Source organism: Saccharopolyspora sp. NPDC050642 (genome assembly GCF_040654735.1).
Taxonomy (GTDB): Bacteria; Actinomycetota; Actinomycetes; order Mycobacteriales; family Pseudonocardiaceae; genus Saccharopolyspora; species Saccharopolyspora elongata.
Window position 1 is genome coordinate 75,717 of the sequence record NZ_JBFAIN010000017.1, and the last position, 23,528, is coordinate 99,244.

21 protein-coding genes are annotated in these 23,528 nt (G+C 70.9%); 12 read left to right on the top strand and 9 right to left on the bottom strand.

Translation table 11 applies throughout. From position 1 onward, the window contains the following. Positions 1–3: 3 nt before the first annotated feature. From AB0H93_RS24870 to AB0H93_RS24890, 5 genes are all read right to left on the bottom strand, one after another. Positions 4–852, bottom strand: a complete 849-nt coding sequence (locus AB0H93_RS24870; protein ID WP_358575530.1) for a citryl-CoA lyase — start codon at positions 850–852, stop codon at positions 4–6. Next, entirely contained in the window at positions 849–2,075 is a 1,227-nt protein-coding gene (locus tag AB0H93_RS24875) for a CoA transferase (protein WP_358575531.1), read from the bottom strand. Before AB0H93_RS24875 ends, AB0H93_RS24870 begins: the two co-directional genes overlap by 4 nt. Beyond that, on the bottom strand, positions 2,072–2,842 hold the full coding sequence (locus AB0H93_RS24880) for an IclR family transcriptional regulator (RefSeq protein ID WP_358575532.1): 771 nt from the start codon (positions 2,840–2,842) through the stop codon (positions 2,072–2,074). Before AB0H93_RS24880 ends, AB0H93_RS24875 begins: the two co-directional genes overlap by 4 nt. 126 nt (positions 2,843–2,968) lie before the next feature. Next, the gene (locus AB0H93_RS24885; protein WP_358575533.1) at positions 2,969–4,333 is read right to left on the bottom strand and encodes an MFS transporter; all 1,365 of its coding nucleotides are present in this window, start codon (positions 4,331–4,333) and stop codon (positions 2,969–2,971) included. A gap of 373 nt (positions 4,334–4,706) precedes the next feature. Next, positions 4,707–5,051 (bottom strand): metalloregulator ArsR/SmtB family transcription factor, encoded by a 345-nt coding sequence (locus AB0H93_RS24890; protein WP_132483370.1) that lies wholly within the window; start codon positions 5,049–5,051, stop codon positions 4,707–4,709. A gap of 98 nt (positions 5,052–5,149) precedes the next feature. Here AB0H93_RS24890 and AB0H93_RS24895 point away from each other — a divergent pair, with 98 nt between their 5' ends. Together AB0H93_RS24895 and AB0H93_RS24900 are read left to right on the top strand one after the other, a co-directional pair. Further along, positions 5,150–7,048, top strand: coding sequence for a heavy metal translocating P-type ATPase (locus AB0H93_RS24895; protein WP_358575534.1), 1,899 nt, complete (start codon positions 5,150–5,152; stop codon positions 7,046–7,048). A 65-nt stretch (positions 7,049–7,113) separates the two neighbouring features. After that, positions 7,114–7,968 carry an SAM-dependent methyltransferase gene (locus tag AB0H93_RS24900; protein WP_358575535.1) on the top strand — a complete coding sequence of 285 codons (855 nt, stop codon included), beginning with the start codon at positions 7,114–7,116 and terminating at the stop codon, positions 7,966–7,968. Here the strand turns inward: AB0H93_RS24900 and AB0H93_RS24905 are convergent, their stop codons facing one another. The 3 genes from AB0H93_RS24905 to AB0H93_RS24915 all read right to left on the bottom strand — a co-directional run bounded on the left by AB0H93_RS24905 (position 7,969) and on the right by AB0H93_RS24915 (position 11,637). Beyond that, a complete protein-coding gene (locus tag AB0H93_RS24905; RefSeq protein WP_358575620.1) occupies positions 7,969–8,556 on the bottom strand; it encodes a DUF1349 domain-containing protein in 588 nt (195 codons plus the stop codon). Between the two features lie 37 nt (positions 8,557–8,593). Next, the gene (locus tag AB0H93_RS24910; RefSeq protein ID WP_358575536.1) at positions 8,594–9,007 is read right to left on the bottom strand and encodes a universal stress protein; all 414 of its coding nucleotides are present in this window, start codon (positions 9,005–9,007) and stop codon (positions 8,594–8,596) included. A 101-nt stretch (positions 9,008–9,108) separates the two neighbouring features. Next, positions 9,109–11,637: a DUF3516 domain-containing protein gene (locus tag AB0H93_RS24915; protein WP_358575537.1), complete on the bottom strand. Its 2,529-nt coding sequence runs from the start codon at positions 11,635–11,637 to the stop codon at positions 9,109–9,111. A gap of 145 nt (positions 11,638–11,782) precedes the next feature. Between AB0H93_RS24915 and AB0H93_RS24920 the strand changes: the two genes are divergently transcribed. Genes AB0H93_RS24920 through AB0H93_RS24930 form a run of 3 tightly spaced genes read left to right on the top strand, consistent with a single transcriptional unit; the run spans position 11,783 to position 12,565 of the window. Then, positions 11,783–11,980, top strand: a complete 198-nt coding sequence (locus AB0H93_RS24920; protein WP_358575538.1) for a hypothetical protein — start codon at positions 11,783–11,785, stop codon at positions 11,978–11,980. Between the two features lie 46 nt (positions 11,981–12,026). Then, positions 12,027–12,308 (top strand): type II toxin-antitoxin system prevent-host-death family antitoxin, encoded by a 282-nt coding sequence (locus AB0H93_RS24925; RefSeq protein ID WP_358575539.1) that lies wholly within the window; start codon positions 12,027–12,029, stop codon positions 12,306–12,308. Next, entirely contained in the window at positions 12,305–12,565 is a 261-nt protein-coding gene (locus AB0H93_RS24930) for a type II toxin-antitoxin system RelE/ParE family toxin (protein ID WP_358575540.1), read from the top strand. Before AB0H93_RS24925 ends, AB0H93_RS24930 begins: the two co-directional genes overlap by 4 nt. Before the next feature lie 60 nt (positions 12,566–12,625). Here the strand turns inward: AB0H93_RS24930 and AB0H93_RS24935 are convergent, their stop codons facing one another. Further along, positions 12,626–13,573 (bottom strand): M23 family metallopeptidase, encoded by a 948-nt coding sequence (locus AB0H93_RS24935; RefSeq protein ID WP_358575541.1) that lies wholly within the window; start codon positions 13,571–13,573, stop codon positions 12,626–12,628. Positions 13,574–13,918: 345 nt separating this feature from the next. Here AB0H93_RS24935 and AB0H93_RS24940 point away from each other — a divergent pair, with 345 nt between their 5' ends. The 7 genes from AB0H93_RS24940 to AB0H93_RS24970 all read left to right on the top strand — a co-directional run bounded on the left by AB0H93_RS24940 (position 13,919) and on the right by AB0H93_RS24970 (position 23,366). Further along, complete coding sequence (locus AB0H93_RS24940; RefSeq protein WP_358575542.1) at positions 13,919–14,857, top strand: hypothetical protein; 939 nt, start codon at positions 13,919–13,921, stop codon at positions 14,855–14,857. A gap of 120 nt (positions 14,858–14,977) precedes the next feature. Next, the gene (locus tag AB0H93_RS24945; RefSeq protein ID WP_358575544.1) at positions 14,978–16,843 is read left to right on the top strand and encodes a methylmalonyl-CoA mutase family protein; all 1,866 of its coding nucleotides are present in this window, start codon (positions 14,978–14,980) and stop codon (positions 16,841–16,843) included. Further along, positions 16,840–19,044, top strand: coding sequence for a methylmalonyl-CoA mutase (gene scpA, locus AB0H93_RS24950; protein ID WP_358575545.1), 2,205 nt, complete (start codon positions 16,840–16,842; stop codon positions 19,042–19,044). The genes AB0H93_RS24945 and scpA overlap by 4 nt, the downstream gene beginning before the upstream one ends. Positions 19,045–19,046: 2 nt before the next feature. Beyond that, positions 19,047–20,033, top strand: a complete 987-nt coding sequence (gene meaB / locus AB0H93_RS24955) for a methylmalonyl Co-A mutase-associated GTPase MeaB (RefSeq protein ID WP_358575547.1) — start codon at positions 19,047–19,049, stop codon at positions 20,031–20,033. A gap of 116 nt (positions 20,034–20,149) precedes the next feature. Beyond that, entirely contained in the window at positions 20,150–20,506 is a 357-nt protein-coding gene (locus AB0H93_RS24960; RefSeq protein WP_358575548.1) for a GntR family transcriptional regulator, read from the top strand. A gap of 152 nt (positions 20,507–20,658) precedes the next feature. Beyond that, complete coding sequence (locus AB0H93_RS24965; RefSeq protein WP_358575550.1) at positions 20,659–21,858, top strand: cytochrome P450; 1,200 nt, start codon at positions 20,659–20,661, stop codon at positions 21,856–21,858. Between the two features lie 305 nt (positions 21,859–22,163). Next, positions 22,164–23,366, top strand: coding sequence for a cytochrome P450 (locus AB0H93_RS24970; protein WP_358575551.1), 1,203 nt, complete (start codon positions 22,164–22,166; stop codon positions 23,364–23,366). The last annotated feature ends 162 nt before the right edge of the window (positions 23,367–23,528 follow it).

Below are 23,528 nucleotides of genomic sequence, written 5' to 3' on the forward strand. Positions count from 1 at the left end.
GTGTCAGGCGTGCCGCGGGCCCAGATCGCGAGGAGCGGGGCCGTCGTAGGCGGGCAGCAGGGGGCGCGGCAGCGGGCCTTTGATGCGGGTGTTCTGGGACTTCTCCTCCCAGGCGTGGGAGAGGATGCCGACGCTGCGGGAGAGGACGAACAGCCCCCTGCCGAGTTCGGGCGGGAACCCGAGCTCGCGGTAGATGATGGCGGTCGCGCCGTCGATGTTCATCGGGACGGGGCGGCTGCGGCCCTGGGACAACGCGCGTTCCAGGGCTGTTCCGGCGCGCAGTGCCCGGCCGGGAACTTCTCCGGTCGTCACGGCCTCCGCCACCAGCGCCAGCAGCGGGTCACGGCGTGGATCGCGCGGGTGGAACCGGTGACCGAATCCGGGAACGTGGCGGCGGTCGGCGCGGTAGTCGGCCACGAGTCGTTCGGCCGCCGCGTCCAGATCGGCGCCCTGGGATGCGGCTTGTTCGAGATCTGCCAGGACCTGCATGCATTGCTGACCGGCTCCGCCGTGCACGTCGCCGAGGAGGTTCACCCCGGTGGCGACGGCGTTGTTCAGGCCGAGTCCGCAGGTGGCCGCCATCCGGGCCGCGGCGATGGACGGCGCTTGGGGCCCGTGGTCGACGGCCGCGACCAGCGCGGCCTCCAGCAACCGGCGCTGGGCCGCGGTGGGGAGTTCGCCGCGCAGCATCAGCCAAATCGTGTCGGCGAAGGACAGCTGGCCGATCAGCTGCTCGACGGGGTAACCGCGGAGCAGGATCTCCCCCGGCCGGATGCGGCTGACGCCGGTGCGCCACCAGCCGGTGACCTTGTCCTCGTACTCCTCTGCGGTGTCGAAGGCAGGGGTGTTCATACCGCTCCTCCTTCGCGCAGCTCGGCGATTTCCTCGACGCCGTAGCCGAGTTCGGCGAGCAGATCGTCGGTGTGTTCGCCGAGCAGCGGTGGTGGGGCTTGCGGCCCGGGCGCAGCGCCTCGGACGTGGATCGGGCTGCCGAGCACCCGCAGCTCGCGCCCCGGGCTGCCGGGGAAGGGCAGCTCGTGGACGAAGTCCCGGGCGGCGATCTGCTCGTGGTCCAGCGCTTCCGGGACGGTCAGCACGCATGCCGCTGGAACCCCGGCGGAGGCCAGCAGCCGCTCCCATTCCGGCGCGGTCCGTGCGACGAGGGCCTTCTCGAGCTCCGCGGTCAGCTCGTGGCGGTTCGTCTTGCGCGCCGCGCGTTCGGCGAAACGCGGGTCCTCGGCCAGTTCCGGACGTTCCAGGATCCGGCACAGGGCGGTGAACTGGCGCTGTTCGTTGGCTGCGATGTTGAGCATGCCATCGGCGGTGGCGAACGTTCCCGACGGCGCCGCGGTGAAGTTGTCGTTGCCCATGGGGACCGGCTCTTGACCGGCGATCAGCTGGTTGGAGACGACCCAGCCCATGGCGGTCAGCGCCGCCTCCAGCATGGAAACGTCGAGCCGGACGCCCTCGCCGGTGCGGTCGCGGTGCACGATCGCCGAGGCGATGGAGAAGGCGGCGGCCATGCCGCCGAGGGTGTCGGCGACCGGGTAGCCCGCGCGCAGCGGCCCGGTTTCGGGCGTGCCGGTCACGCTCATCATCCCGGACAGGCCCTGCACGATCTGGTCGTACGCGGGCCGGTCGCGCAGCGGGCCGTCCTGGCCGAAACCGGAGATCGAGCAGCACACCAGCCCTCGGTTGGCTTCCCGCAGCACGTCCCAGCCGAGCCCGAGCCGATCCAGGACGCCGGGGCGGAAGTTCTCCACGAGCACGTCGGCCTGCCGCACGGCGCGAAGCAGGACCTCGCGCCCCCGCGGCGACTTGAGGTTGACCGTCAACGAACGCTTACCGCTGTTCTGCGCCAGGAAGGAGGCACCGAGGCCGTCCTCGTTCAGCGCCGGGTCCGCACCCAGCCGCCTGGCAAGATCGCCGGCACCGGGGATCTCCACCTTGACGACATCCGCTCCCAGCAGCGCCAGCTGGTACGCCGCGAAGGGCCCGGCCAGCACGTTGGTCAGGTCCAGCACGCGGACGCCGGCGAGCAGGTTGGCGGGACGCGGGGGGAGCTGTTCGCTCACGCGGTACCTCCGATGAATTGCAGATCCGACAGCCGCTCGGCCGCCTTCGTCAGAACGGGCACGAACGCGCTGACGCGTTCCTCGGTGAAGCGGGTGGTGGGGCCGCCGAGGCCCACCGCGGCGACGACCCGGTCGGTCGCATCGGTGATGGGCGCCGCCACGGCGGACACGCCGTCCTCGCGCTCGCCGTGGCTGACCGCCCAGCCCTGGTCGCCGGCCCGGCGCACCCGTTCGGCCAGGACCGCTTCGAAACCCGGGCCGCGCCCGGCGGCCAGCGCCGCGCGGTGCAGGTCCTGGTCCGCGCCTCCGCTGAGCAGCACGTGCCCGGACGCGCCCGCCCACAAGGGCATCGCCGCACCGATGCGCACCACATGACGCAGCTGCTGAGTCCCCTCGTGCTGAGCGACGCACACTCGCGAGATGCCCTGCCGGATGTAGATGCGCGAGGATTCACCGCCCGCCTCGACCGACAGGACGCGCAGGCATTCGACCGCCTCGGGCGGCAGCTGCCAGGCATCCTGCGCGAGCTGCGCCCAGCGCAGCAGCCCGCCACCCGGGGTGAGACGACCGTCCCCACGAGACCAGAGCAGCCCACGCTGCTCCAGCGTGGCGACCAGGCGGACCACTGTGGACTTCGGCAGCCCCGTGGCGTCGATCAGCTCCCGCACGCTGCGCGAACGGTGGGAATCATCGAAAAGCGCCAGCAGATCCAGTGCGCGCAGCACGCTGCGCACTCCCTCGCCGCCTTCTCCTGCTGAGCTCTGCATGGGCCGTTCCTTGCCTTCGGATATCACCATGGACCATCTAGTGGCACAACCATACCATTCTGCGACACCCGCCTTCTCCGTTGAAACAAGCCGGCGGCAGTGCGGATTCCGCACGGAGACCACGCCCTAACCGACCTTGTCGTCGACGTGAGCATGAACGCCTTCGCGTTCTCTCGTCTCACGTGCAAGCGCGACGGTGACGACGGTGATGCCGCAGGTCAGCAACAGGAAGACGACAACACCGGCGATGCTGTGGTCGAACCACAGCAGCAGAGCACTGGCGAGCAACGGGGCCATCCCGCCGGTGAGGACCGTGCCGATGTTGTTGGCGACGCCCACGGCCGTGAATCGCACCCTGGTGCTGAACAGCTCCGCGAAGAAGGCCGGCTGAGATCCCAGGATGGCCGACTGCCCGATCCCGAGGGTCAGCAGCAGCGCCAACCAGATCAGCCAGGCCTGCTCGGTGTCGACCATGCGGAAGAAGGGGTAGCAGGCCGCCGCCATCACCAGCGCGCCCAGGATGCTGACCGGACGCCTCCCCCAGCGGTCGGAGAGCGCCCCGAACAGGGGCACGGATACGAGCTTCACAACGGAAACGGCCATGATCCCGGTGAGCAGCGGACCGGTGGCCAGGCCGGAATCCGCCGCGTACGCAACGGAAAAGGTGCCGAAGACGTAGTACCCGCAATTCTCCGCGGCCCCGGCGCAGATGACGATGACCATCTCCTTGGGGTACTTCCGCCACGACTCCACGAACCGGCTCGCCGCCAGCCGCCGCAGCAGCGGCTCCTTCCCAGCACGCTCCGGCCGTTCGACCGCCAGGCGCTTCAACTCCTGCTGGAAATCATCGGTCTCGTCCAGCGACCTGCGGACCCACAACCCGAACAACGTCAGCACCGCGCTGAGCAGGAACGGGATCCGCCAGCCCCAGCCCAGGAACGCCTGCTCGGAAAGCGTCGTCGAGGCCAGCGCCATCGCACCCGTCGACAGCAGCGTTCCCGTACCCGTGCCGATGGCCGGGAGGCTGGAGAGCAACCCGCGCCAGCGCGGCGGCGCGTTCTCGAACAGCAGGATCAGCGCGCCCGTCTTCTCGCCACCGGCCGCGAAGCCCTGGAGGAATCGCAGGAGCGTCAGCAAAACCGGGGCCGCGGCGCCGATCGAGCCGTAGGTGGGCAACAGCCCGATCCCGGTGGTGGCGATCCCCATCAGCAGCAGCGTGACGACGAGTACGTGCTTGCGGCCCTTGCGGTCGCCCAGTTCGCCGAAGTAGGCGCCGCCGAGCGGGCGCCCGAGGAAACCGATGGCGAACGTGCCGAAGGCCGCGATCGTCCCCACCAGCGGGTCGCCGCCGGGGAAGTACAGCTTGTTGAACACCAGCGATGCGGCTGTCGCGTACAGCGCGAAGTCGTACCACTCCACCGTGGTGCCGAAGACCGCCGCTGAGATCACCCGCGGCTGAAACATCGGGCGTTGCCCGGTTGGCGTGCTCATGGGACTCCCTTGTCGCCTAGTTGTACCGCCTGGTGGCACTAATGTCTCGCCAGGCGGCTGGGCGATAGTACGAGCGGGACTCCCATCCGACAAGGGTTGGGCGAGACCGCCGGAAAACCCGCGGCGAAGCCGATCGCATGGGCACTCCTCGGATCGGCTCGATCACGCTCGGCGCGATACACCGACGAGCAGCACGTCGATTCCCGGAAGAAGACACGCTCGCCAGATGAAGGGCATCGGCGACCGGGCAACCGACACGGGCGTCTCACGCGGCGCCTGTCCGCCCCGGCATCTAGCCGGTCGGCGGGATCGAGCGGGCGAAGCGGATCACGGGTGCGACCTCGTCGACCTCGTCGACCTGGCGGCCCGACGGTCAGTCCGACAGCCCCAGGCGCAGGTGTTCGATGTGGTAGACCGCCTCGTCGAGCAGCTGGGCGACGTGGTTGTCGTACAGCGAGTAGACCACGCTGCGGCCGGAGCGGTTCCCGACGACGAGGCCGAGCGAGCGCAGCAGGCGCAGCTGGTGCGAGACCGCCGACTGCTCCATGCCCACCGCCTCCGCCAGTTCGCCCACCGCCATCGCGCGCTGGCGCAGCTCGCTGAGGATCAGCAGGCGCGACGGCGTGGCCAGCGCCTGCAGGGTCTCGGCGACCGAGGCGGCCGACGCCGCGTCCAGCCGCGCAGTCGGCGTGACATCGCGCTTGACCCCGTGACCCATGCCCGGGAGTCTAACGTTCTGGGACATATGAATGATTGATCAGACGTTCATGTATCGTGCTCGCCCGGACCACAACCGACTCCGGAGGGGTGCTCGCGATGACCGCCGTCACCGACCGCACGACCACGCCGATACCCGAGACACCGAGCACCCGGCGCGGCCTGTTCGCGCTCCCGGAGGCGCGGTGGGCCGCCGCGGCGCTCGCGGCGTTCCTGCTCGGCCTCGCCGTGCAGCTCGCCGGCGGCCCCGCCGGGCTCTACTGGGCGCTGTACCTGGTCTGCTACGCCACCGGCGGCTGGGAACCGTGCCTGGCCGGGCTGCAGGCGCTGCGCGAGAAGACCCTGGACGTGGACCTGCTGATGATCGTCGCGGCCATCGGCGCCGCCGCGATCGGGCAGATCACCGACGGCGCGCTGCTGATCGTCATCTTCGCCACCTCCGGCGCCCTGGAGGCCTACGCCACCGCCCGCACCGAGGACTCCGTGCGCAGCCTGCTCGACCTCGCGCCGGAGACCGCGGTGCGAGTGCGCGACGGCGTCGAGGAGACCGTCGACACGGCGAAGCTGCAGGTCGGCGACGTGATCGTGGTGCGTCCCGGCGAACGGATCGGCGCCGACGGCGAGGTGCTGGACGGCACCAGCGACGTCGACCAGGCGACCATCACCGGCGAGCCGCTGCCGGCGGCGAAACGGCCGGGCGACGAGGTGTTCACCGGCACCCTCAACGGCACCGGTGCGCTGCGGGTGCGCGTCGCGAAGGACGCCTCGGAGTCGGTGATCGCGCGCATCGTGGCGCTGGTCGCGGAGGCCGGCGAGGCGAAGGCGCCGACGCAGCTGTTCATCGAGAAGATCGAGCAGCGGTACTCCATCGGCGTCGTGGTCGCCACGCTCGCGGTCTTCGGGATTCCGCTGCTGTTCGGCGACGATCTGGAGGGCGCCCTGCTGCGCGCGATGACGTTCATGATCGTCGCCTCGCCGTGCGCCGTGGTGCTGGCGACGATGCCGCCGCTGCTGTCGGCGATCGCCAACGCCGGGCGGCACGGCGTGCTGGTGAAGTCGGCCGTGGCGATGGAACGGCTCGGCGAGGTCGAGCGGGTCGCGCTGGACAAGACCGGCACGCTCACCGAAGGCACGCCGCGCGTGGTGCGGGTCGACCCGGCCGACGGCCGAAGCGCCGACGAGCTCCTCGCGCTGGCGGCCGGCGCCGAGCACCTCAGCGAACACCCGCTGGCGCGCGCGATCGTCGCGGCGGCACGCGAAAAGGGCCTCGCCATCCCCGCCGTCGAGGACTTCCGGGCCACGCCAGGGTTCGGAGTATCGGCCACAGTGGACGGACGTGCCGTGGCGGTCACCAGCCCGCGCGGCTCGGACATCGCCGCCGACCTGGAAGCCACGGGCCACACCGCGGTGCTGGTGACCGTCGACGGCTCCCCCGCCGGAGTGCTCGGGATCGCCGACCGGCTGCGCCCGGACGCCGCCGAAGCGGTGCGCGGGCTGCGGGAACTGACCGGCGCCGAGCCGGTACTGCTCACCGGCGACAACAAGCGCGCGGCGGCCCGGGTCGCGGCCGAAGTCGGCATCGGCGACGTGCGCGCGGACCTGCTGCCCGCGGACAAGGTCGCGGCCGTGCGGGAATCCGGGCGGCGGACGATGGTGCTGGGCGACGGCGTCAACGACGCGCCCGCGCTGGCCGCCGCGCACTGCGGGGTGGCGATGGGGCGCACGGGCTCCGACCTCACACTGCAGACGGCGGACGTGGTGATCGTCCGCGACGAGCTGGTCGCGGTGCCGAAGGTCGTGGACCTGTCCCGCCGGGCCCGCCGCCTGGTCAAGCAGAACCTCGTCATCGCGGGCACCTTCATCGCGGTGCTGGTGGTGTGGGACCTGGTCGGGAACCTCCCGCTGCCGCTGGGAGTGGCGGGCCACGAGGGCTCGACGATCATCGTTGGCCTCAACGGCCTGCGCCTGCTCGGCGAACGCGCCTGGCGCCGCCGCTGACCGGTTAGTGTTGCGCCACATGGCGGACCGCGCTTCGGCACTTCGCTGACAACGGAGGGGGAACCGTGCCGGCAAACGAGGATTGGGACGTCGCGTCGGGCATCGGGATCACCGCGCTGATGGTCGCCGCGGCCCGGGCGCTGGAGACCGAACGCACCGACCGGCTCATCGACGACCCGTACGCCGCGGCACTGGCCAAGGCCGCCGGGGCGGCGGTGCCCACGGCGGCGGCCGACTTCGGCGAGGGCTGGCAGGACACCATCGACTACATCGGCCTGCGCTCCCGGCTGTTCGACGAGTGGTTCGAGCTGGCCTGCGCCGGGGGCGTGCGGCAGGCGGTCGTCCTGGCGGCCGGCCTGGACACCAGGGCGTTCCGGCTGTCCTGGCCGTCCGGCTTGCGACTGTTCGAGGTCGACCAGCCGAAGGTGCTCGCCTACAAGGGCGCGGTCCTCGCCGGCCTCGGCGCCCGACCCGCCTGCGACCGCCACGAGGTGCCGGCGGACCTGCGCGACGACTGGCCCGCCGCGCTGCGGCGCGCCGGATTCGACCCGGGCCTCCCCACCGCGTGGCTGGCCGAAGGGCTGATCTACTACCTGCCCGTCGAGACCGACGTGCGGCTGCTGGCGGCGGTGGACGAGATGTCCGCACCTGGCAGCAGGATCGCGATCGAGAACCCCACCGCGAAGCGGAGCGCGCTGCTCGGCGACGACATGGCGCGTTCCTCGGAGAAGTGGGGCGTCGACCTGGACGCGCTGTTCGGCCCCGACGAGCGGCCGGACCCGGCCGAGCGGCTCACCGGGTTCGGCTGGCAGGTGCGGCGCGAGACCGTCGGCGAGGCCGCCGACCGGTTCGGCCGCGCCCTGACCTCCGGCGGGCGCGGTCTGACCCGGGTCGGCGACTTCCTCACCGCGGAGCGCTGATCAGTCCTCCGCCAGGGACACTTCGGAGAAGCGGATCGCGAAGCCCGCGCCGTCCGGCGAGGCGCACATCGGGCCGGCCTCGGCCGGGAGGTCCGGCGGGAAGTACGCCACCCGCAGCACCGACTTCGGCTCGCCGCCGTCGGCGGCGTAGCGGACCGTCACGGTGTCGCCCGCCCGCTCCAGTTCCAGGGTGATCGACTCGACCGGCCCGCACACCGCCTCCAGCGGCACCACGCTCCAGTCCGAGACGTCGCGGGTCACCACGGCGCTGAGCAGCTGCTCTCCGTCGACCAGCTCGATGCCCGCCTTGATCCAGTTGCGCTCGTCCAGTCGCAGCAGCAGCCCGGCCTGGTCGTACTGCTCGCGGTAGTCGCCGAACAAGCGGGTCGTGAGCTTGAACCGCGGCCCCACCGGCCGCAGCAGCGCGTGCCCGCTGTCGCGCACGAATCCGTAGTGCGTGGTCCGCCAGAAGTCCGTGCCGGAGTCGGCGGTCACCGTCAAACCCCCGTAGGACAACCAGTTCACCGGCGGGTTGAGCCACCGCCACCCACTGAGCCCGAACAGCGTGATGTCCTCGGCCTGCTGCATGCCCACCCGTCTCCACTTGTCCCGGGGCCGGCTGTCGTCAGCGGACGACGACCACCGGGCAGGCCGCGTGGTGCACGAGCTTCAACGCCACCGACCCGACCAGCATGCCGGTGAAGGCGCCGTGCCCCTTGTTGCCCACCACCAGCAGATCGGCCTGTTTGGACAGTCCGACCAGCTCGTCGACCACGTGCCCGCGGATGAGCCTGGATCGCAGGTCCACGTCGGGGAAATCGGCCTCGACCGCCTTCACGGCGGTGTTCAACGCCTTGTTCGCCCGCTCTTCCAGCTCGGTGTCCGGGGTCGGCAGACGATATCCGAATTGGACCGGCTGGTGCCAGACCATGATCGCGTGGGCGATGCCGCCGACCTCGCGGATCTGGTTGGCCGCCCAGCGCAATGCCCGCACCGACTCGTCCGATCCGTCCACTCCGACTGCGATGGTCTGCGGCATGCCCGGCTCCCTTCGGCGACGTTCTGGGTGATCCCGCCGGGATGGTAGGGCAGACCGGGGTGCTCCGCGACCGCCGGAACGGTCGCGTTCCGCACGGGTCGTCAGAGCTGGTTGACGTCGGTGATCCGGATGACCGCGCCGCCGGCCTCGTCGGACGCGGCGAGGTCGACCTCGGCGCTGATGCCCCAGTCGTGGTCCTCGTCCGGGTCGGCGAAGATCTGCCGGACCAGCCAGCGCTCGGGCTCCTCGGTGATCAGCAGCAGCGCCGGGCCGCGCGCGTCCGGGCCGGCGCCGATCTCCTCGTGCTGCTCGAAGTACTCCTCCAGCGCGTCGGCCCACGCGTCGGCGTCCCAGCCGCTGTCGCCGTCCAGCTCGCCGAGCTCGTCGTAGCGGCGGCGGGCCGCGAGCTCCACGCGGCGGAACAGCGCGTTGCGCACCTGCACCCGGAAGGCCCGCTTGTTCAGCGTGATCCGCTCCGGTCCCTCGTCCACCGCCACGACCGTCGGCTCCGCGCCCGGGTGGCGCAGCTTCTCCCACTCGTCGAGCAGGCTGGAGTCGACCTGCCGGACCAGCTCGCCGAGCCACTCGATGATGTCGGTGAGCTCCTCGGTCTTGGCGTCGTCGGGCACCGTGTGCCGCAGCGCTTTGTAGACGTCGGCCAGGTAGCGCAGCACCAGGCCCTCGGAGCGGGCCAGCCCGTAGAAGTTGACGAACTCGACGAAGTTCATCGCCCGCTCGTACATGTCGCGGGCCACCGACTTCGGCGACAGCTCGTGCTCGCCGACCCACGGGTGCCCCTTGCGGTAGGTCTCGTAGGCGGCTTCCAGCAGCTCGGCCAGCGGCTTGGGGTGGGTGATCTCCTCGAGCAGCTCCATCCGCTCGTCGTACTCGATGCCATCGGCCTTCATCTGCGACACGGCCTCGCCGCGCGCCTTGAACTGCTGCTGCGAGAGCACCTGCCGCGGATCGTCCAGTGTGGACTCGATCACCGACAGCACGTCCAGCGGGTAGCCCGGCGACTCGGAGTCCAGCAGCTCGATCGCGGCCAGCGCGAACGGCGAGAGCGGCTGGTTGAGCGCGAAGTCGAACTGCAGGTCCACGGTCAGCCGCACCCGGCGGCCCTGCTCGTCGGGCTCGTCGAGCTGCTCGACCACGCCCGCGGACAGCAGCGCGCGGTAGATCGCGATGGCCCGCAGGATGTGGCGGCGCTGCGTCGGCCGGTCCTCGTGGTTGTCCGTCAACAGGTGAGACATTGTGGCGAACGCGTCACTGTGCCGACCGTTGGAGGACCGGTTGATGACGTTGAGCAGCATCGCGTGGTTGACGTTGAAGCTGGACCGCAGCGGCTCCGGCTCCGCGGCCACCAGCTTCTCGAAGGTCTTCTCGCTCCAGGACACGAAGCCCTCGGGCGCCTTCTTGCGCACCAGCTTGCGCTTCTTCTTCGGGTCGTCGCCGGCCTTGGCGATCGCCCGCTCGTTCTCGATCTCGTGCTCGGGCGCCTGCACCACGACGTAACCGGCGGTGTCGTACCCGGCACGGCCGGCGCGACCGGCGATCTGGTGGAACTCGCGCGCCTTCAGGTGCCGGGTGCGGACCCCGTCGTACTTGGTCAGCCCGGTGATCAGCACGGTGCGGATCGGCACGTTGATGCCCACCCCGAGGGTGTCGGTGCCGCAGATGACCTTGAGCAGCCCGGCCTGCGCGAGCTGCTCGACCAGCCGCCGGTACTTCGGCAGCATCCCGGCGTGGTGCACGCCGATGCCGTGCCGCACCAGCCGGGAGAGGGTCTTGCCGAACCCGGCGGTGAACCGGAAGTCACCGATCGCCTCAGCGATCTGGTCGCGCTGCTCGCGGGTGGCGACCTTGACGCTCATCAGCGCCTGCGCCTGCTCCAGCGCGGAGGCCTGGTTGAAGTAGACGACGTAGACCGGGGCCTGCTGACCGGCCAGCAGCTCCTCGATCGTCTCGTGCAGCGGCGTCTTGGCGTAGCGGAAGGTCAGCGGGATCGGCCGCTCCGCCGAGGTGACCACGGCGGTCTCCCGGCCGGTGCGCCGGGTCAGGTCCTCCTGGAAGAACGTGACGTCGCCGAGCGTGGCGGACATCAGCACGAACTGGGTGCGCGGCAGCTCCAGCAGCGGCACCTGCCACGCCCAGCCCCGGTCGGGCTCGGAGTAGAAGTGGAACTCGTCCATCACGACCTGGTCCACGTCGGCGCGGTCGCCGTCGCGCAGCGCGATGTTGGCCAGGATTTCCGCGGTGCAGCAGATGATCGGGGCGTCGGCGTTGACGCTGCTGTCGCCGGTCATCATGCCGACGTTCTCGGCGCCGAAGACGTCCACCAGCGAGAAGAACTTCTCCGACACGAGCGCCTTGATCGGCGCGGTGTAGAAGCTTCGCTTGCCGGCGGCCAGCGCGGTGAAGTGCGCCCCGGTGGCGACCAGGCTCTTGCCGGAGCCGGTCGGCGTGCTCAGGATCAGGTTCGCCCCGGTCACGACCTCCATCAGCGCTTCTTCCTGCGCCGGGTAGAGCTCGATGCCCTGGTCGGTGGTCCAGGACACGAACGCGTCGAGCAGCGCGTCGGGGTCCGGGGTGTCGGTCGTCAGGGCCGGGAGCTGATCGGTGAGCTTCATCAGTCACCCATCGTCCCTGGTCAGCTCGGGCCGGAGTGACCCGGGGTGGCCGAACCCGGGGTCCCGGGAGCCACGCCGGTTCGCGTGCTGGTGCTCGGGACCTGCGATCGGGGACCATTGGGGCACGTGCGGGAGGAGGGGTGTCATGGAGAACCGGAACGTGCGCTTCGTCGGCGGGCCGCTGGACGGCCGGATCCAGGACCTGCGCGACTCGGAGGCGGTCGCGGGACGGCTGTTGCGGCACGTCCACCTGCACGACGGCCCGAAGATCGAGACCCACTACGAGCTGCACTACACCCCGGAATCAGGCTGGGTCTACCACCTCTGCGGCCGCCGCCCGTGACCCAGGGTGATCGATCAACTACTTGTACCGACTGTACAATCCGCGCATGAGCGTCGAAGCTGTACACATGGACGACAGCGCCGCCATCGAAGTCAACGTCTCGTCTGCCCGCGCCCAGCTACCGAACTACATCGAGCTGGCGAGCGAGGGCCAGTACGTCTACCTGACCCACCGGGGCAAGCGGGTTGCCGCACTGGTGGCAGCGGACGTCGCCGAGCATTGGGAAGCCGAGGAGGACGCGCACTGGGCGCGCCGCGTCGCTGAGGCGGAAGAGTCGGGCACGGTTTCCTGGGAAGCGGCGATCGTCGCCTTGGAGCGGGATCAGTGACCTACCAGATCGAGATCACCCGCGACGCCCTGAAGACCCTGGCCAAGCTGGACAAGCCGATTCGGCGACGGTTGCAGGTCGCGATCGATCAGCTCGCCGCGAATCCGCGCCCCGCCGGGGCCATCGCGCTCAAGGGCGTTTCCGGTTACCTGCGGATCCGGGTCTCGGATTTCCGGGTGATCTACCGCGTCGAAGATGGGCGCCTCGTCGTCGTGGTGGTCGCGGTCGGCCACCGTCGCGAGGTCTACGAGCGCTGACAGCTGTGCCGACGAAGCCCAAGACCGTCCCGGGCGCGCGGGGCGCGCCCGGGTGGGGCGTCAGGCCGGGCCGTAGTTGGTGACACGGCCTCCGGGGGCGACCTGGGTGCCGTTGCGCTCGGCGTAGCCGCCGTAGGCCCGCGGGCCTTCCCAGAACGTCCAGCCACCGATGGTCTGGCCGTCGACCGGCGTGTGGGAGCTTCCCGTCAGCAGCGAGAAGTGCACGTGCGGGCCGGTGGTGCTGCCTCCGCAGGGCAGGCCGACGTCGATGCGGCCGAGGTATTCGCCGTAGTCGACCGGCTGGCCGTCGCCGAGGTTGGTGAGCCCCGTCATGTGGTAGTAGGTCGTGCTGTAGCCGTTCTCGTGCACGACCCGCACCAGCCCGCTGCCGTTGCGCAGGCAGCTCTTGTAGACGCGGCCCGCGCCCGCCGACAGCACCTGCCCGTTGCCGCCGTTGAAGTCCAGCGAGCTGTACGGGCGGCTCTCGCCGCTGTCGCCGTGCGGACCGCCGCCCATCCACCACGCCACGCCCTCGGCCCACGGCAGGCCCAGGCCGGTGTCGGCGGCGATGTGATGGCTGTTGTCGTAGTTGCGCGCGAAGAGGCGCTTCTCCTCCGGGCTGACGATGTCGGCCGGCGCCCGCTCGGCGACCTGCACGAACTCCGCCGTGCCGTCGAGCACTACCTGCCAGCCCCGCGCGTCCCGGTGCGCGACGAAGATCGCGGTCTGCGGCGTCGCGTGCTCCTTTGCGGGCGCGGGGATCGTCGTCGTGCCGAACGCCCAGCCCTGCTCGTTGGTTCGGGTCGGCTCCACCCAGGGCTCGTCGAGCTCCTGGACGTCGAACGTGGCGAGGGCGGCCGGGCCGCGTTCGGCGAGCATCGCGTCCCGGACCGCCGAATCGAGGTCCGCCCGCTCCGCGCCGACCGCCGCCGTCGGCGCCACCAGCAGCACGGTCACCGCCACCACGCCGGCGGCCGCGCCTAGCGCGCGCTTGGTCAACGAATGCATCTTTCCTCCCGGGAAGATCGCCTGCTCGGGGTATTTCGCGGAAACCGTTCGGCGACAACGGAAAAGGCCGTTCGGCGCACTCTCCGCCGAGGCGTGCCGCCAGCGGTTCGGCGACAGCGAATAGCGGGCGCGCGGCGGTGTCAAGATCGCCCGGCGCGACCCCGGCGACGACCTGAAACCCGCCGCGAAAACTGTTAAATCACCAAAATCGGACAGTCGCCGCAGGTGGGCTCGTCCGGCGGTCGATCCGGCCCGGCCGCCCGGGGCGCGCGGCGTGGTTGAAAACTTCGTTGTTCCACAGAATGCGTATTCCACCCGCAGCGACTCGCGAATGCGGAGGACACGATGAACGGCGCATCCCCCAGCCCGCGGGCCGACCTGGAGGCACTGCTGCGGACCGGCCCGTTCCACGCCGCGCTGCGCGCCGCGATCGAGGACAGCGGACTGACCCTGGAGGGATTGCGCGGCAGGCTCGCCCGCCGCGGCATCAAGGTCAGCCTGGCCAGCCTCAGCTACTGGCAGCAGGGCCGCAGCCGTCCGGAACGCGCCGACTCCCTGCGCGCGCTGCGCGCCATCGAGGGCATCCTCGGGCTGCCCGGCCGTTCGCTGGTCGCGCTGCTCGGGCCGCCGCGCCCGCGCGGCCGGTGGGTCCACCGCGCGCCGAAGTACCGCCGCTACGACGGGATCCTCGAACCGTCCATCGCCCTGGCGCAGACGATCGAGCCAGTGCTCGGCCCGTCGGACAACAAGCTGCGCACCTTCGCGATGGAGGACATCGCCACGGTCGGCCCGGACCTCGCGATCCACCGGGTCCGCACCCGGACGGTGCTGCGGGCACTGGAGGACGGCCCCGACCGTCACCTCTTCGTGTATCGCGGCGAGCCGGGCAGCGATTCGCGCTCGCTGGTGCTGGCGCCGACCGAGAACTGCCGCTTGGGCCGGGTCAGCCGGCATCCGGCGGCCCCGATCATGGCCGCGGAGCTGTTGTTCGACCGCAGCCTGCGGGCCGGCGAGACGCAGCTGCTGGAGTACGAGCTGCGCATCGAGCACCCGGCCATCAGCCTGGACCACCGCCGCGCCTTCCGGTATCCGGCCGATGCCTACGTGATGTCGGTACGCTTCGCCGAATCCGCACTTCCGGTGCGGTGCCGCTCTTTCCGGCAGGATCCGTTCGACGCCGAGAGCCCCGGCGCGGAGCTGGCCATGACCGGCGGCCGGTCGGTGCACCTCGCGACCCGCGACGTGCCGCGGGGCACCCTCGGGATCGCCTGGGAATGGGACTGACCGGGCTGCCGCCGGACTACCGCACATCGCCGCTAAGTGAATCGCCGCTAGGTCGTCTTGCGACCTGATTCACAGATCAGGGGTATTCCCAGAACCGGGCACTCGGCTAACCTCACCTCCATGGTGGCGCACTCGATGTCGAGCGGCGGCGGGCCGGACCTCTCCTCCGCCACACCCGTGGACCGCGAGCAGTGGCGGGCTCAGGTCAAGAAGGTGCTGCAGCGATCCGGGCTGATCGGCGAGCAGTCCCCGGCCGGTCCGGTGGAGGACGTGCTCGCCTCGACGACCTACGACGGCATAGCCGTGCACCCCCTCTACACCGAGGGACCACCCGAGGCCGGCTCGCCCGGGCTGGCGCCGTTCGTGCGCGGCAGCCGCCCGCAGGGCAGCGTCGCCGAGGGCTGGGACGTGCGGCAGCGGCATGAGAACCCGGATGCCGCCGAAACCAACCGGGAGGTCCTGGCCGACCTCTACAACGGCGTGTCGTCGCTGTGGCTCCGGCTCGGCTCCGGCGGAATGGCCGTCGACGACCTCGCGGACGCGCTGGAAGGCGTCCACCTGGACATGATCGGCGTGGCCCTGGACGCGGGCGAGGACTTCGACGCCGCCGCCGAGGCGTTCCTGGCGGTGGCCGCCGAACAGGGCGTGCGCGGCAGCGCGCTCAGCGGCACCCTCGGCGTGGACCCGCTGGGCGTGCAGGCCCGGACCGGCCGCCCCGGCGACCGGGACGGCGCGGTGCGGTTGGCGCGCCGCTGTGCGGCGGAGTTCCCGGAGCTGAAGGCGCTGGTCGTGGACGGGCTGCCGTACCACGAGGCGGGCGGCTCGGACGCGCAGGAGCTTGGCTGCTCGCTGGCCGCGGGCACGACCTACCTGCGGTGGCTGACCGAGGCCGGGCTGGACGTCGACACCGCCGCCGGACTGCTGGAGTTCCGCTACGCCACGAACGCCGACCAGTTCCTAGGCATCGCCAAGCTGCGCGCCGCGCGGCGGCTGTGGGAGCAGGTCACCCGCGCCTGCGGCGCGTCGGAGCCCGCGCGGGCGCAGGCCCAGCACGCCGTGACGTCGGCGGCCATGCTGACCAGGCGCGACCCGTGGGTGAACATGCTGCGCACGACGATCGCGACCTTCGCCGCCGGGATGGGCGGCGCGCAGGCGGTCACCGCGCTGCCGTTCGACGCCGCGATCGGCCTGCCGGACGACTTCTCCCGCCGCATCGCGCGCAACACGCAGTCCCTGCTGCTGGAGGAATCGCACCTGGCGCAGGTGATCGACCCGGCGGGCGGCTCCTGGTACGTCGAGTCGCTGACCGACGAGCTGGCGCAGGCCGGCTGGCGGTGGTTCCAGGAGATCGAGGCCGCGGGCGGGCTGCCCGCAGCGCTGGAATCCGGCCTCGTCGCCGAGCGGCTCTCGGCCACGTGGGAGCAGCGCCGGGCGGCGATCGCACACCGCGCGGACGCGATCACCGGCGTCAGCGAGTTCCCGAACCTGGACGAGGCGCCGCTGGAGCGCGAGCCCGCACCGCAGCAGCCTTCGGGCGGCCTCCCGGTGCATCGCTACGCCGAGGACTTCGAGCGGCTGCGCGACGCCGCCGACGCGCAGCTCGCCGAGACGGGCAACCGCCCCACGGTGTTCCTCGCGACGCTCGGCTCGCTCGCGGCGCACAACGCGCGCGCCTCGTTCGCGCGGAACCTGCTCGCCGCGGGCGGCATCGAAAGCACCGACGCCGGAGCAACGGAGTCCACAGAGGACGTTCTGACGGCGTACGCCGGGGCGCCGGTGGTCTGCCTGTGCTCCAGCGACAAGGTTTACGCCGAGCGCGCTGCGGAAACCGCCGCGGCGCTCAAGCAGGCCGGGGCGAAGCACGTGCTGCTGGCCGGAAAACCGGGCGATCCGCCACCGGAGGGCGTCGACGGGTTCGTCTTCGCCGGGTGCGACGCGCTGGCCGTCCTCACCGACGTCCACGAGAAGCTGGGAGTGGGCCGATGACGCAGATCCCGAACTTCGCCGACATCCCGCTGGATGCCACCCCCGCCGCCGACCCGGCCCGGTGGCAGGCCGAGATCCTCGCCGCCACCGGCAAGGAGGCCGACGCCCTGGTCTGGGAGGCGCCGGAGGGCATCGGCATCAAGCCGCTCTACACCTCGGCCGACGTCGAGGGGCTCGAATTCCCGCACACCTACCCGGGTTTGGCGCCGTTCCTGCGCGGGCCGTACCCGACGATGTACGTCAACCAGCCGTGGACGGTGCGGCAGTACGCCGGGTTCTCCACCGCCGAGGAGTCCAACGCCTTCTACCGCCGCAACCTGGCCGCCGGCCAGAAGGGCCTGTCGGTGGCGTTCGACCTCGCCACCCACCGCGGCTACGACTCCGACCACCCGCGCGTCGCGGGCGACGTCGGCATGGCCGGGGTGGCGATCGACTCGATCTTCGACATGCGCCAGCTCTTCGACGGCATCCCGCTGGACCGGATGAGCGTGTCGATGACCATGAACGGCGCGGTGCTGCCGGTGATGGCGCTCTACATCGTCGCCGCCGAGGAGCAGGGCGTCGCGCCGGAGAAGCTGGCCGGGACCATCCAGAACGACATCCTCAAGGAGTTCATGGTCCGCAACACCTACATCTACCCGCCGCAGCCGTCGATGCGGATCATCTCCGACATCTTCGCCTTCACCTCGCAGCGGATGCCGAAGTTCAACTCCATCTCCATCTCCGGCTACCACATCCAGGAGGCCGGGGCGACCGCCGACCTGGAGCTGGCCTACACCCTCGCGGACGGCGTCGAATACCTGCGCGCCGGGCGGCAGGCCGGGCTGGACATCGACGCCTTCGCGCCCCGGCTGTCGTTCTTCTGGGGCATCGGGATGAACTTCGCGATGGAGGTCGCGAAGCTGCGCGCGGCGCGGCTGCTGTGGTCGAAGCTGGTGCAGGCATTCGAGCCGCAGAACCCGAAATCGCTGTCGCTGCGCACCCACTCGCAGACCTCCGGCTGGTCGCTGACCGCCCAGGACGTCTACAACAACGTGGCGCGCACCTGCGTCGAGGCGATGGCCGCCACCCAGGGCCACACCCAGTCGCTGCACACCAACGCGCTCGACGAGGCGCTGGCGCTGCCCACCGACTTCTCCGCGCGCATCGCCCGCAACACGCAGCTGCTGCTGCAGCAGGAATCCGGGACCACGCGGGTGATCGACCCGTGGGGCGGCAGCTACTACCTGGAGCGCCTCACCAAGGACCTCGCCGAGCGCGCCTGGGCGCACATCGCCGAGGTCGAGGACGCGGGCGGCATGGCGCAGGCCATCGACGCCGGCATCCCCAAGCTGCGCATCGAGGAGGCCGCGGCCCGCACCCAGGCCCGCATCGACTCCGGGCGGCAGCCGCTGATCGGCGTCAACAAGTACCGCTACGACGGCGACGAGCAGATCGACGTGCTCAAAGTGGACAACGCCGGGGTCCGCGCGCAGCAGCTGGAGAAGCTGCGGCGGCTGCGCGAGGAGCGCGACAGCCAGGCCTGCGAGGACGCGCTGCGCCGGCTCACCGCGGCTGCCGAGGCGTCGATGTCCGACCAGCGCCCCAACGACATGGCGCACAACCTGCTGACGCTGGCCGTGGACGCGGCGCGGGAGAAGGCGACCGTCGGCGAGATCTCCGATGCGCTGGAGAAGGTCTTCGGCCGCCACTCCGGGCAGATCCGTACGATCACCGGCGTGTACCGGGACGAGTCGGGGCCGTCGGAGCAGCTGGAGGCGGCCCGCCAGCAGGTGGTGGACTTCGCCGAGGCCGAAGGCCGCCGACCGCGCATCCTGGTCGCCAAGATGGGGCAGGACGGCCACGACCGCGGCCAGAAGGTGATCGCGACCGCGTTCGCCGACCTCGGCTTCGACGTCGACGTGGGCCCGCTGTTCCAGACCCCGTCCGAGGTGGCCCGCCAGGCCGCCGAGTCGGACGTGCACATCGTCGGCGTCTCCAGCCTCGCCGCCGGGCACCTGACCCTGGTGCCCGCGCTGCGCGACGAGCTGGCCGGGCTGGGCCGGGAGGACATCATGGTCGTCGTCGGCGGGGTCATCCCACCGGCCGACTTCGACGCCCTCCGGCAGGCCGGGGCCAGCGCGATCTTCCCGCCCGGCACCGTGATCGCCGACGCCGCGCTGGGCCTGCTCGAAGAACTCCGCACCCGACTCGACCACTGATCATGCCGCGACAGATCGACGTCCAGGACTACGCCAAGGGCGTGCTCGCCGGTTCCCGCACCAAGCTGGCGCAGGCGATCACGCTCGTCGAATCCACCCGCGCCGACCACCGCGCGCTGGCCCAGGAACTGCTCGTCGAGCTGCTCCCGCACAGCGGCGGCGCGCACCGCGTCGGCATCACGGGCGTGCCCGGGGTGGGCAAGTCGACGTTCATCGAGGCGCTGGGCTCGATGCTGACCGCGGCGGGGCATCGCGTCGCGGTGCTCGCGGTCGACCCGTCGTCGACCCGCAGCGGCGGCAGCATCCTCGGCGACAAGACGCGGATGGGCCGGTTGGCCAGCGACCCCGCGGCGTTCGTGCGGCCGTCGCCGTCGGCGGGCACGCTCGGCGGCGTCGCGCGCGCGACGCGCGAGACGATCGTGCTGATGGAGGCGGCCGGATTCGACGTCGTGCTGGTGGAAACCGTCGGCGTCGGCCAGTCCGAAGTGACGGTCGCGGGCATGGTGGACTGCTTCCTGCTGCTCACCCTGGCCCGCACCGGCGACCAGCTGCAGGGCATCAAGAAGGGCGTGCTGGAGCTGGCGGACGTCATCGCGGTCAACAAGGCCGACGGCGACCACGCGGCCGAGGCCCGCAAGGCGGCCCGCGAGCTCCGCGGCGCGCTGCGCCTGCTCACCCCGGTCAGCGCCGCGTGGACGCCGCCGGTGCTGACCTGCAGCGGCCTGCAGGAGCTCGGGCTCGACACGGTGTGGGAGCAGATCGAGCAGCACCGGGCGGCGCTGGACGAGGGCGGCGAGCTGGTTGACAAGCGCAGCCGTCAGCAGGTCGAGTGGACCTGGGCCCTGGTGCGCGACCAGCTGATGTCGGAACTCACCCACCACCCGGCGGTCCGCGCGATCGTCGGCGACGTGGAAACCCGGGTGCGGGCTGGAGAACTCACCGCGAGCCTGGCGGCGGAACAGCTGCTCGACGCCTTCCGGGAATCCTGAACGCAACCTGGCGGCAGGCGCCTTCCACGCCGTACCAGCGCCTGATCCCGCCGCGATCCGCATCGGGCCGGGGCCGATACTGGCGGTACCCAACCTCGACCCGGAACCGGTGAGCCATGCGGATCAGCGTTGACAACGCCTCGGGCGTCGCGCCCTTCGAGCAAGTGCGGTCGGCGATCGCGGAGCAGATCAACAGCGGCGAGCTCCCGGTGGGCACCAAGCTGCCGACGGTCCGCGCCCTGGCGGCGGAGCTGGGCATCGCGGCGAACACGGCAGCGAAGGCCTACCGGGAACTGGAACAGGCGGGGCTGCTCGAAACCCGTGGCCGCGCGGGAACGTTCGTCAGCGATGCGGGCGACCAAGCAGCGGCCCGCGCAGCCGAAGCAGCAGCGACCTACGCCCAGATCACCCACGCCCTGGGAATTTCCAGGGATCAAGCGTTGGCGATCGTGAAAGCGGCGCTCAAGGCGTGATCACTTCTTCCCGCTGCGCGATCTTTTCGTTCCGCCTCGCAGGCGCTCGGTCGCGTGCTAGCGTGCCGACGAACGCGAGACCGCAAGAAATGCCGGAGTTTTCGGGATTTCGTCTGTCCAAAAGTGATTCTTAGACTCCGGGGTGGGGCGCTGTGCGTGCAGCCGCGAGCGAACTTCCGACTTTCCCGTTCACTACCGCGAACGGCAGCGGGGATGTCGAACGCATCCTCAGGTTGCGCGACGAGCAGCCGATCTCGCGCGTGCTGCTGTCCGGCCAGCCGGTGTGGCTGGTCACCACGTACGCCGACGTGCAGGCGGTGCTGCAGGACCCGCGGTTCAGCCTGGCCCGGGCCATCGAACCGGACATCCCGCGGCTCGGCATCCTGGAGATGCCACCGGGGCTGCTGATCACCACCGACCCGCCGCAGCACACCCGGTTGCGCAAGCTGGTGGCGAAGGTGTTCACCGCGCGAGGCGTGGAGCGGCTGCGGCCCCGCGTGCAGGAGGTGGTCGACCGGCTGCTCGACCGGCTGTCGGAAGCGCCACCACCAATCGACCTGATCGAGCACTTCGCCGCGGCGCTGCCGATCGAGATCATCTGCGAGATGCTCGGCGTGCCCGAATCCGACCGCGCTGACTTCCAGGAAGCGACCGAATTCATCCTGTCCGTGACCGGCCGCTCCGGTGACGAGGTCCAGGCGGCGTGGGTGCGCCTGTGCGAATACATCGCCGCGCTCGTCGCCGAGAAGCGCGCCCGCCCGACCGACGACCTGCTCAGCTTGCTGATCGCGGCCCGCGACGAGGGCGACCGGCTCGACGAGGACGAACTCGTCCTCTTCGGACTCACGCTGCTCACCTCCGGGTACGAGACCACCAAGAACCAGCTGGCCAATTCGGTGCTGGCGCTGCTCGACGAGCACCCCGACCAGTGGCGACGCCTCATCGAGCACCCCGAACTGGTGCCTTCCGCCGTCGACGAGCTGCTGCGCTACGTGCCACTGTTCGGCTTCAGCGTGATCTTCCCGCGGGTGGCCACCGCAGCCGTCGAGCTCAGCGGCGTGACCATCGGCGAAGGGGACACCGTGCTGGTGGCGCTGACCTCTGCCAACCGCGACGCAGCCGTGTTCGACGCCCCGGACTCCTTGGACCTGGAACGCGACGACAACTGCCACCTCGCCTTCGGCAGCGGTGTCCACCGCTGCCTCGGCGCGCAACTGGCCAAGATCGAGCTGGAGATCGGCCTCACCGGCCTGCTGCAGCGCTTCCCGAACCTCCGCCTCGCGACCGGCGAAGTCGCGTGGAAGACCGGCGCGTTCATCCGAAGCCTCCACGCGCTGCCGGTCACCTGGTGACCGGTACGCCGGGGAGCGCGCCGGTCAGCCCACCTCGGCCTGCAGCGCGCATGGTGTTGATCGCCAGGACAGGTCAGCTGCCACAGGTTCGTCCTGTCGGGGCAACGGTTCTGGCCATTCTAAATTGATCGACGACAGCTCAGCAGGGCGATAGCCTGCTGGTGGTGGGTGCCGCACCGAGCGGAAACCACCGAGGTCCCCAGAGTTCAGCCACCGGCAAGGTTCCGCCGGACCGGTTCCTCTCCGGACGGCTCCACCAGGTCCGCGCGCGACCGGGCCGGTCAGATCCCTCCCCAGGAGGCGTTGTGCGCGCGACCGAGAGCGAACTCCCGGTTTTCCCGTTCACCACCGCGGACGGCAGCAGCGACCACCACGAACGATTGGTCCGGCTGAGCGACGAGCAGCCGATGACCAGGGTCCTGCTGTCCGGTCGGCCGGTTTGGCTCGTCACCCGCTACGCCGAGGTCAACGCCGTGCTGCTAGACACGCGGTTCAGCCTGGCCCGCGCCATCGACCCGGGCATCCCCCGCGTGGGCAACTTCGAGCTGCCGCCGGAGCAGATCCTCGCCACCGACCCACCGGAGCACACCCGGCTGCGCAAGCTGGTCGCGAAGGTGTTCACCTCCCGGCAGATCGAACAGCTCCGGCCGCGCGTGAAGGAAGTGACCGACCGGCTGCTGGACCGGCTCGCCGGGCTGACACCCCCGGTCGACCTGATCGAGCACTTCACCGCCTCGCTGCCCATCGAGATCATCTGCGAGATGCTCGGCGTGCCCCACCAGGACCGGGACGACTTCCAGGACTGGACCGAGCGCATCCTCACCGTGACCGGGCTGCCGCCCGAGGAGGTCCAGGCGGGGTATGCGCGGATGGGCGGCTACATCGCCGGACTCGTCGCCGACAAGCGCCGCACCCCCACCGACGACCTGCTCAGCCTGCTCATCGCGGCGCGCGACGAGGACGACCGGCTCACCGAGGGCGAACTCGTGACGCTCGGATTCACACTGCTGATCGGCGGGCACGAGACCACCAAGAACCAGCTGGCGAACTCGGTGGCCATGCTGCTCGCCGACCACCCCGACCAGTGGCGCCGGCTGATCGAGCACCCCGAGCTCACGGGGCCCGCGGTGGACGAGCTGCTGCGCTACCTCCCGCTGTTCAGCTACGAGGTGGCCTTCCCCAGGGTCGCCACCGCGACGGTCGAGCTGGGCGGGGTGACCATCGCCGAGGGTGACACCGTGCTCGTCTCGCTGAGCTCGGCGAACCGCGATGCCGCGGTGTTCGACGCTCCCGACGACTTCGATCCCGCCCGCCTGCCCAACCGCCACTTGGCCTTCGGCAACGGCATCCACCGCTGCCTCGGCGCGCAGCTGGCCAGGATCGAGCTGGAGATCGGGCTCGGCGAACTCGCCCGGCGCTTCCCGCAACTGCGCATGACCGACGCCGAACTGTCCTGGAAGACCGGCGGTCTCGTCCGGGGCCTGCACCAGCTCCGGGTCGAGTGGTGAGCCCGCTCGGCCCACCCCGGCCCGCGGGGTGGCCAGGACGTCCTGCACCAGGGCACCTCGTGGCGGGCGATCATCATGCGCACATAGCCGTGCCTACACCCGGATCGGTCTCCCCTCGCCGAGCAGCACTGAGTTCTTCGCCGCACACCGCAGCCATCGAAT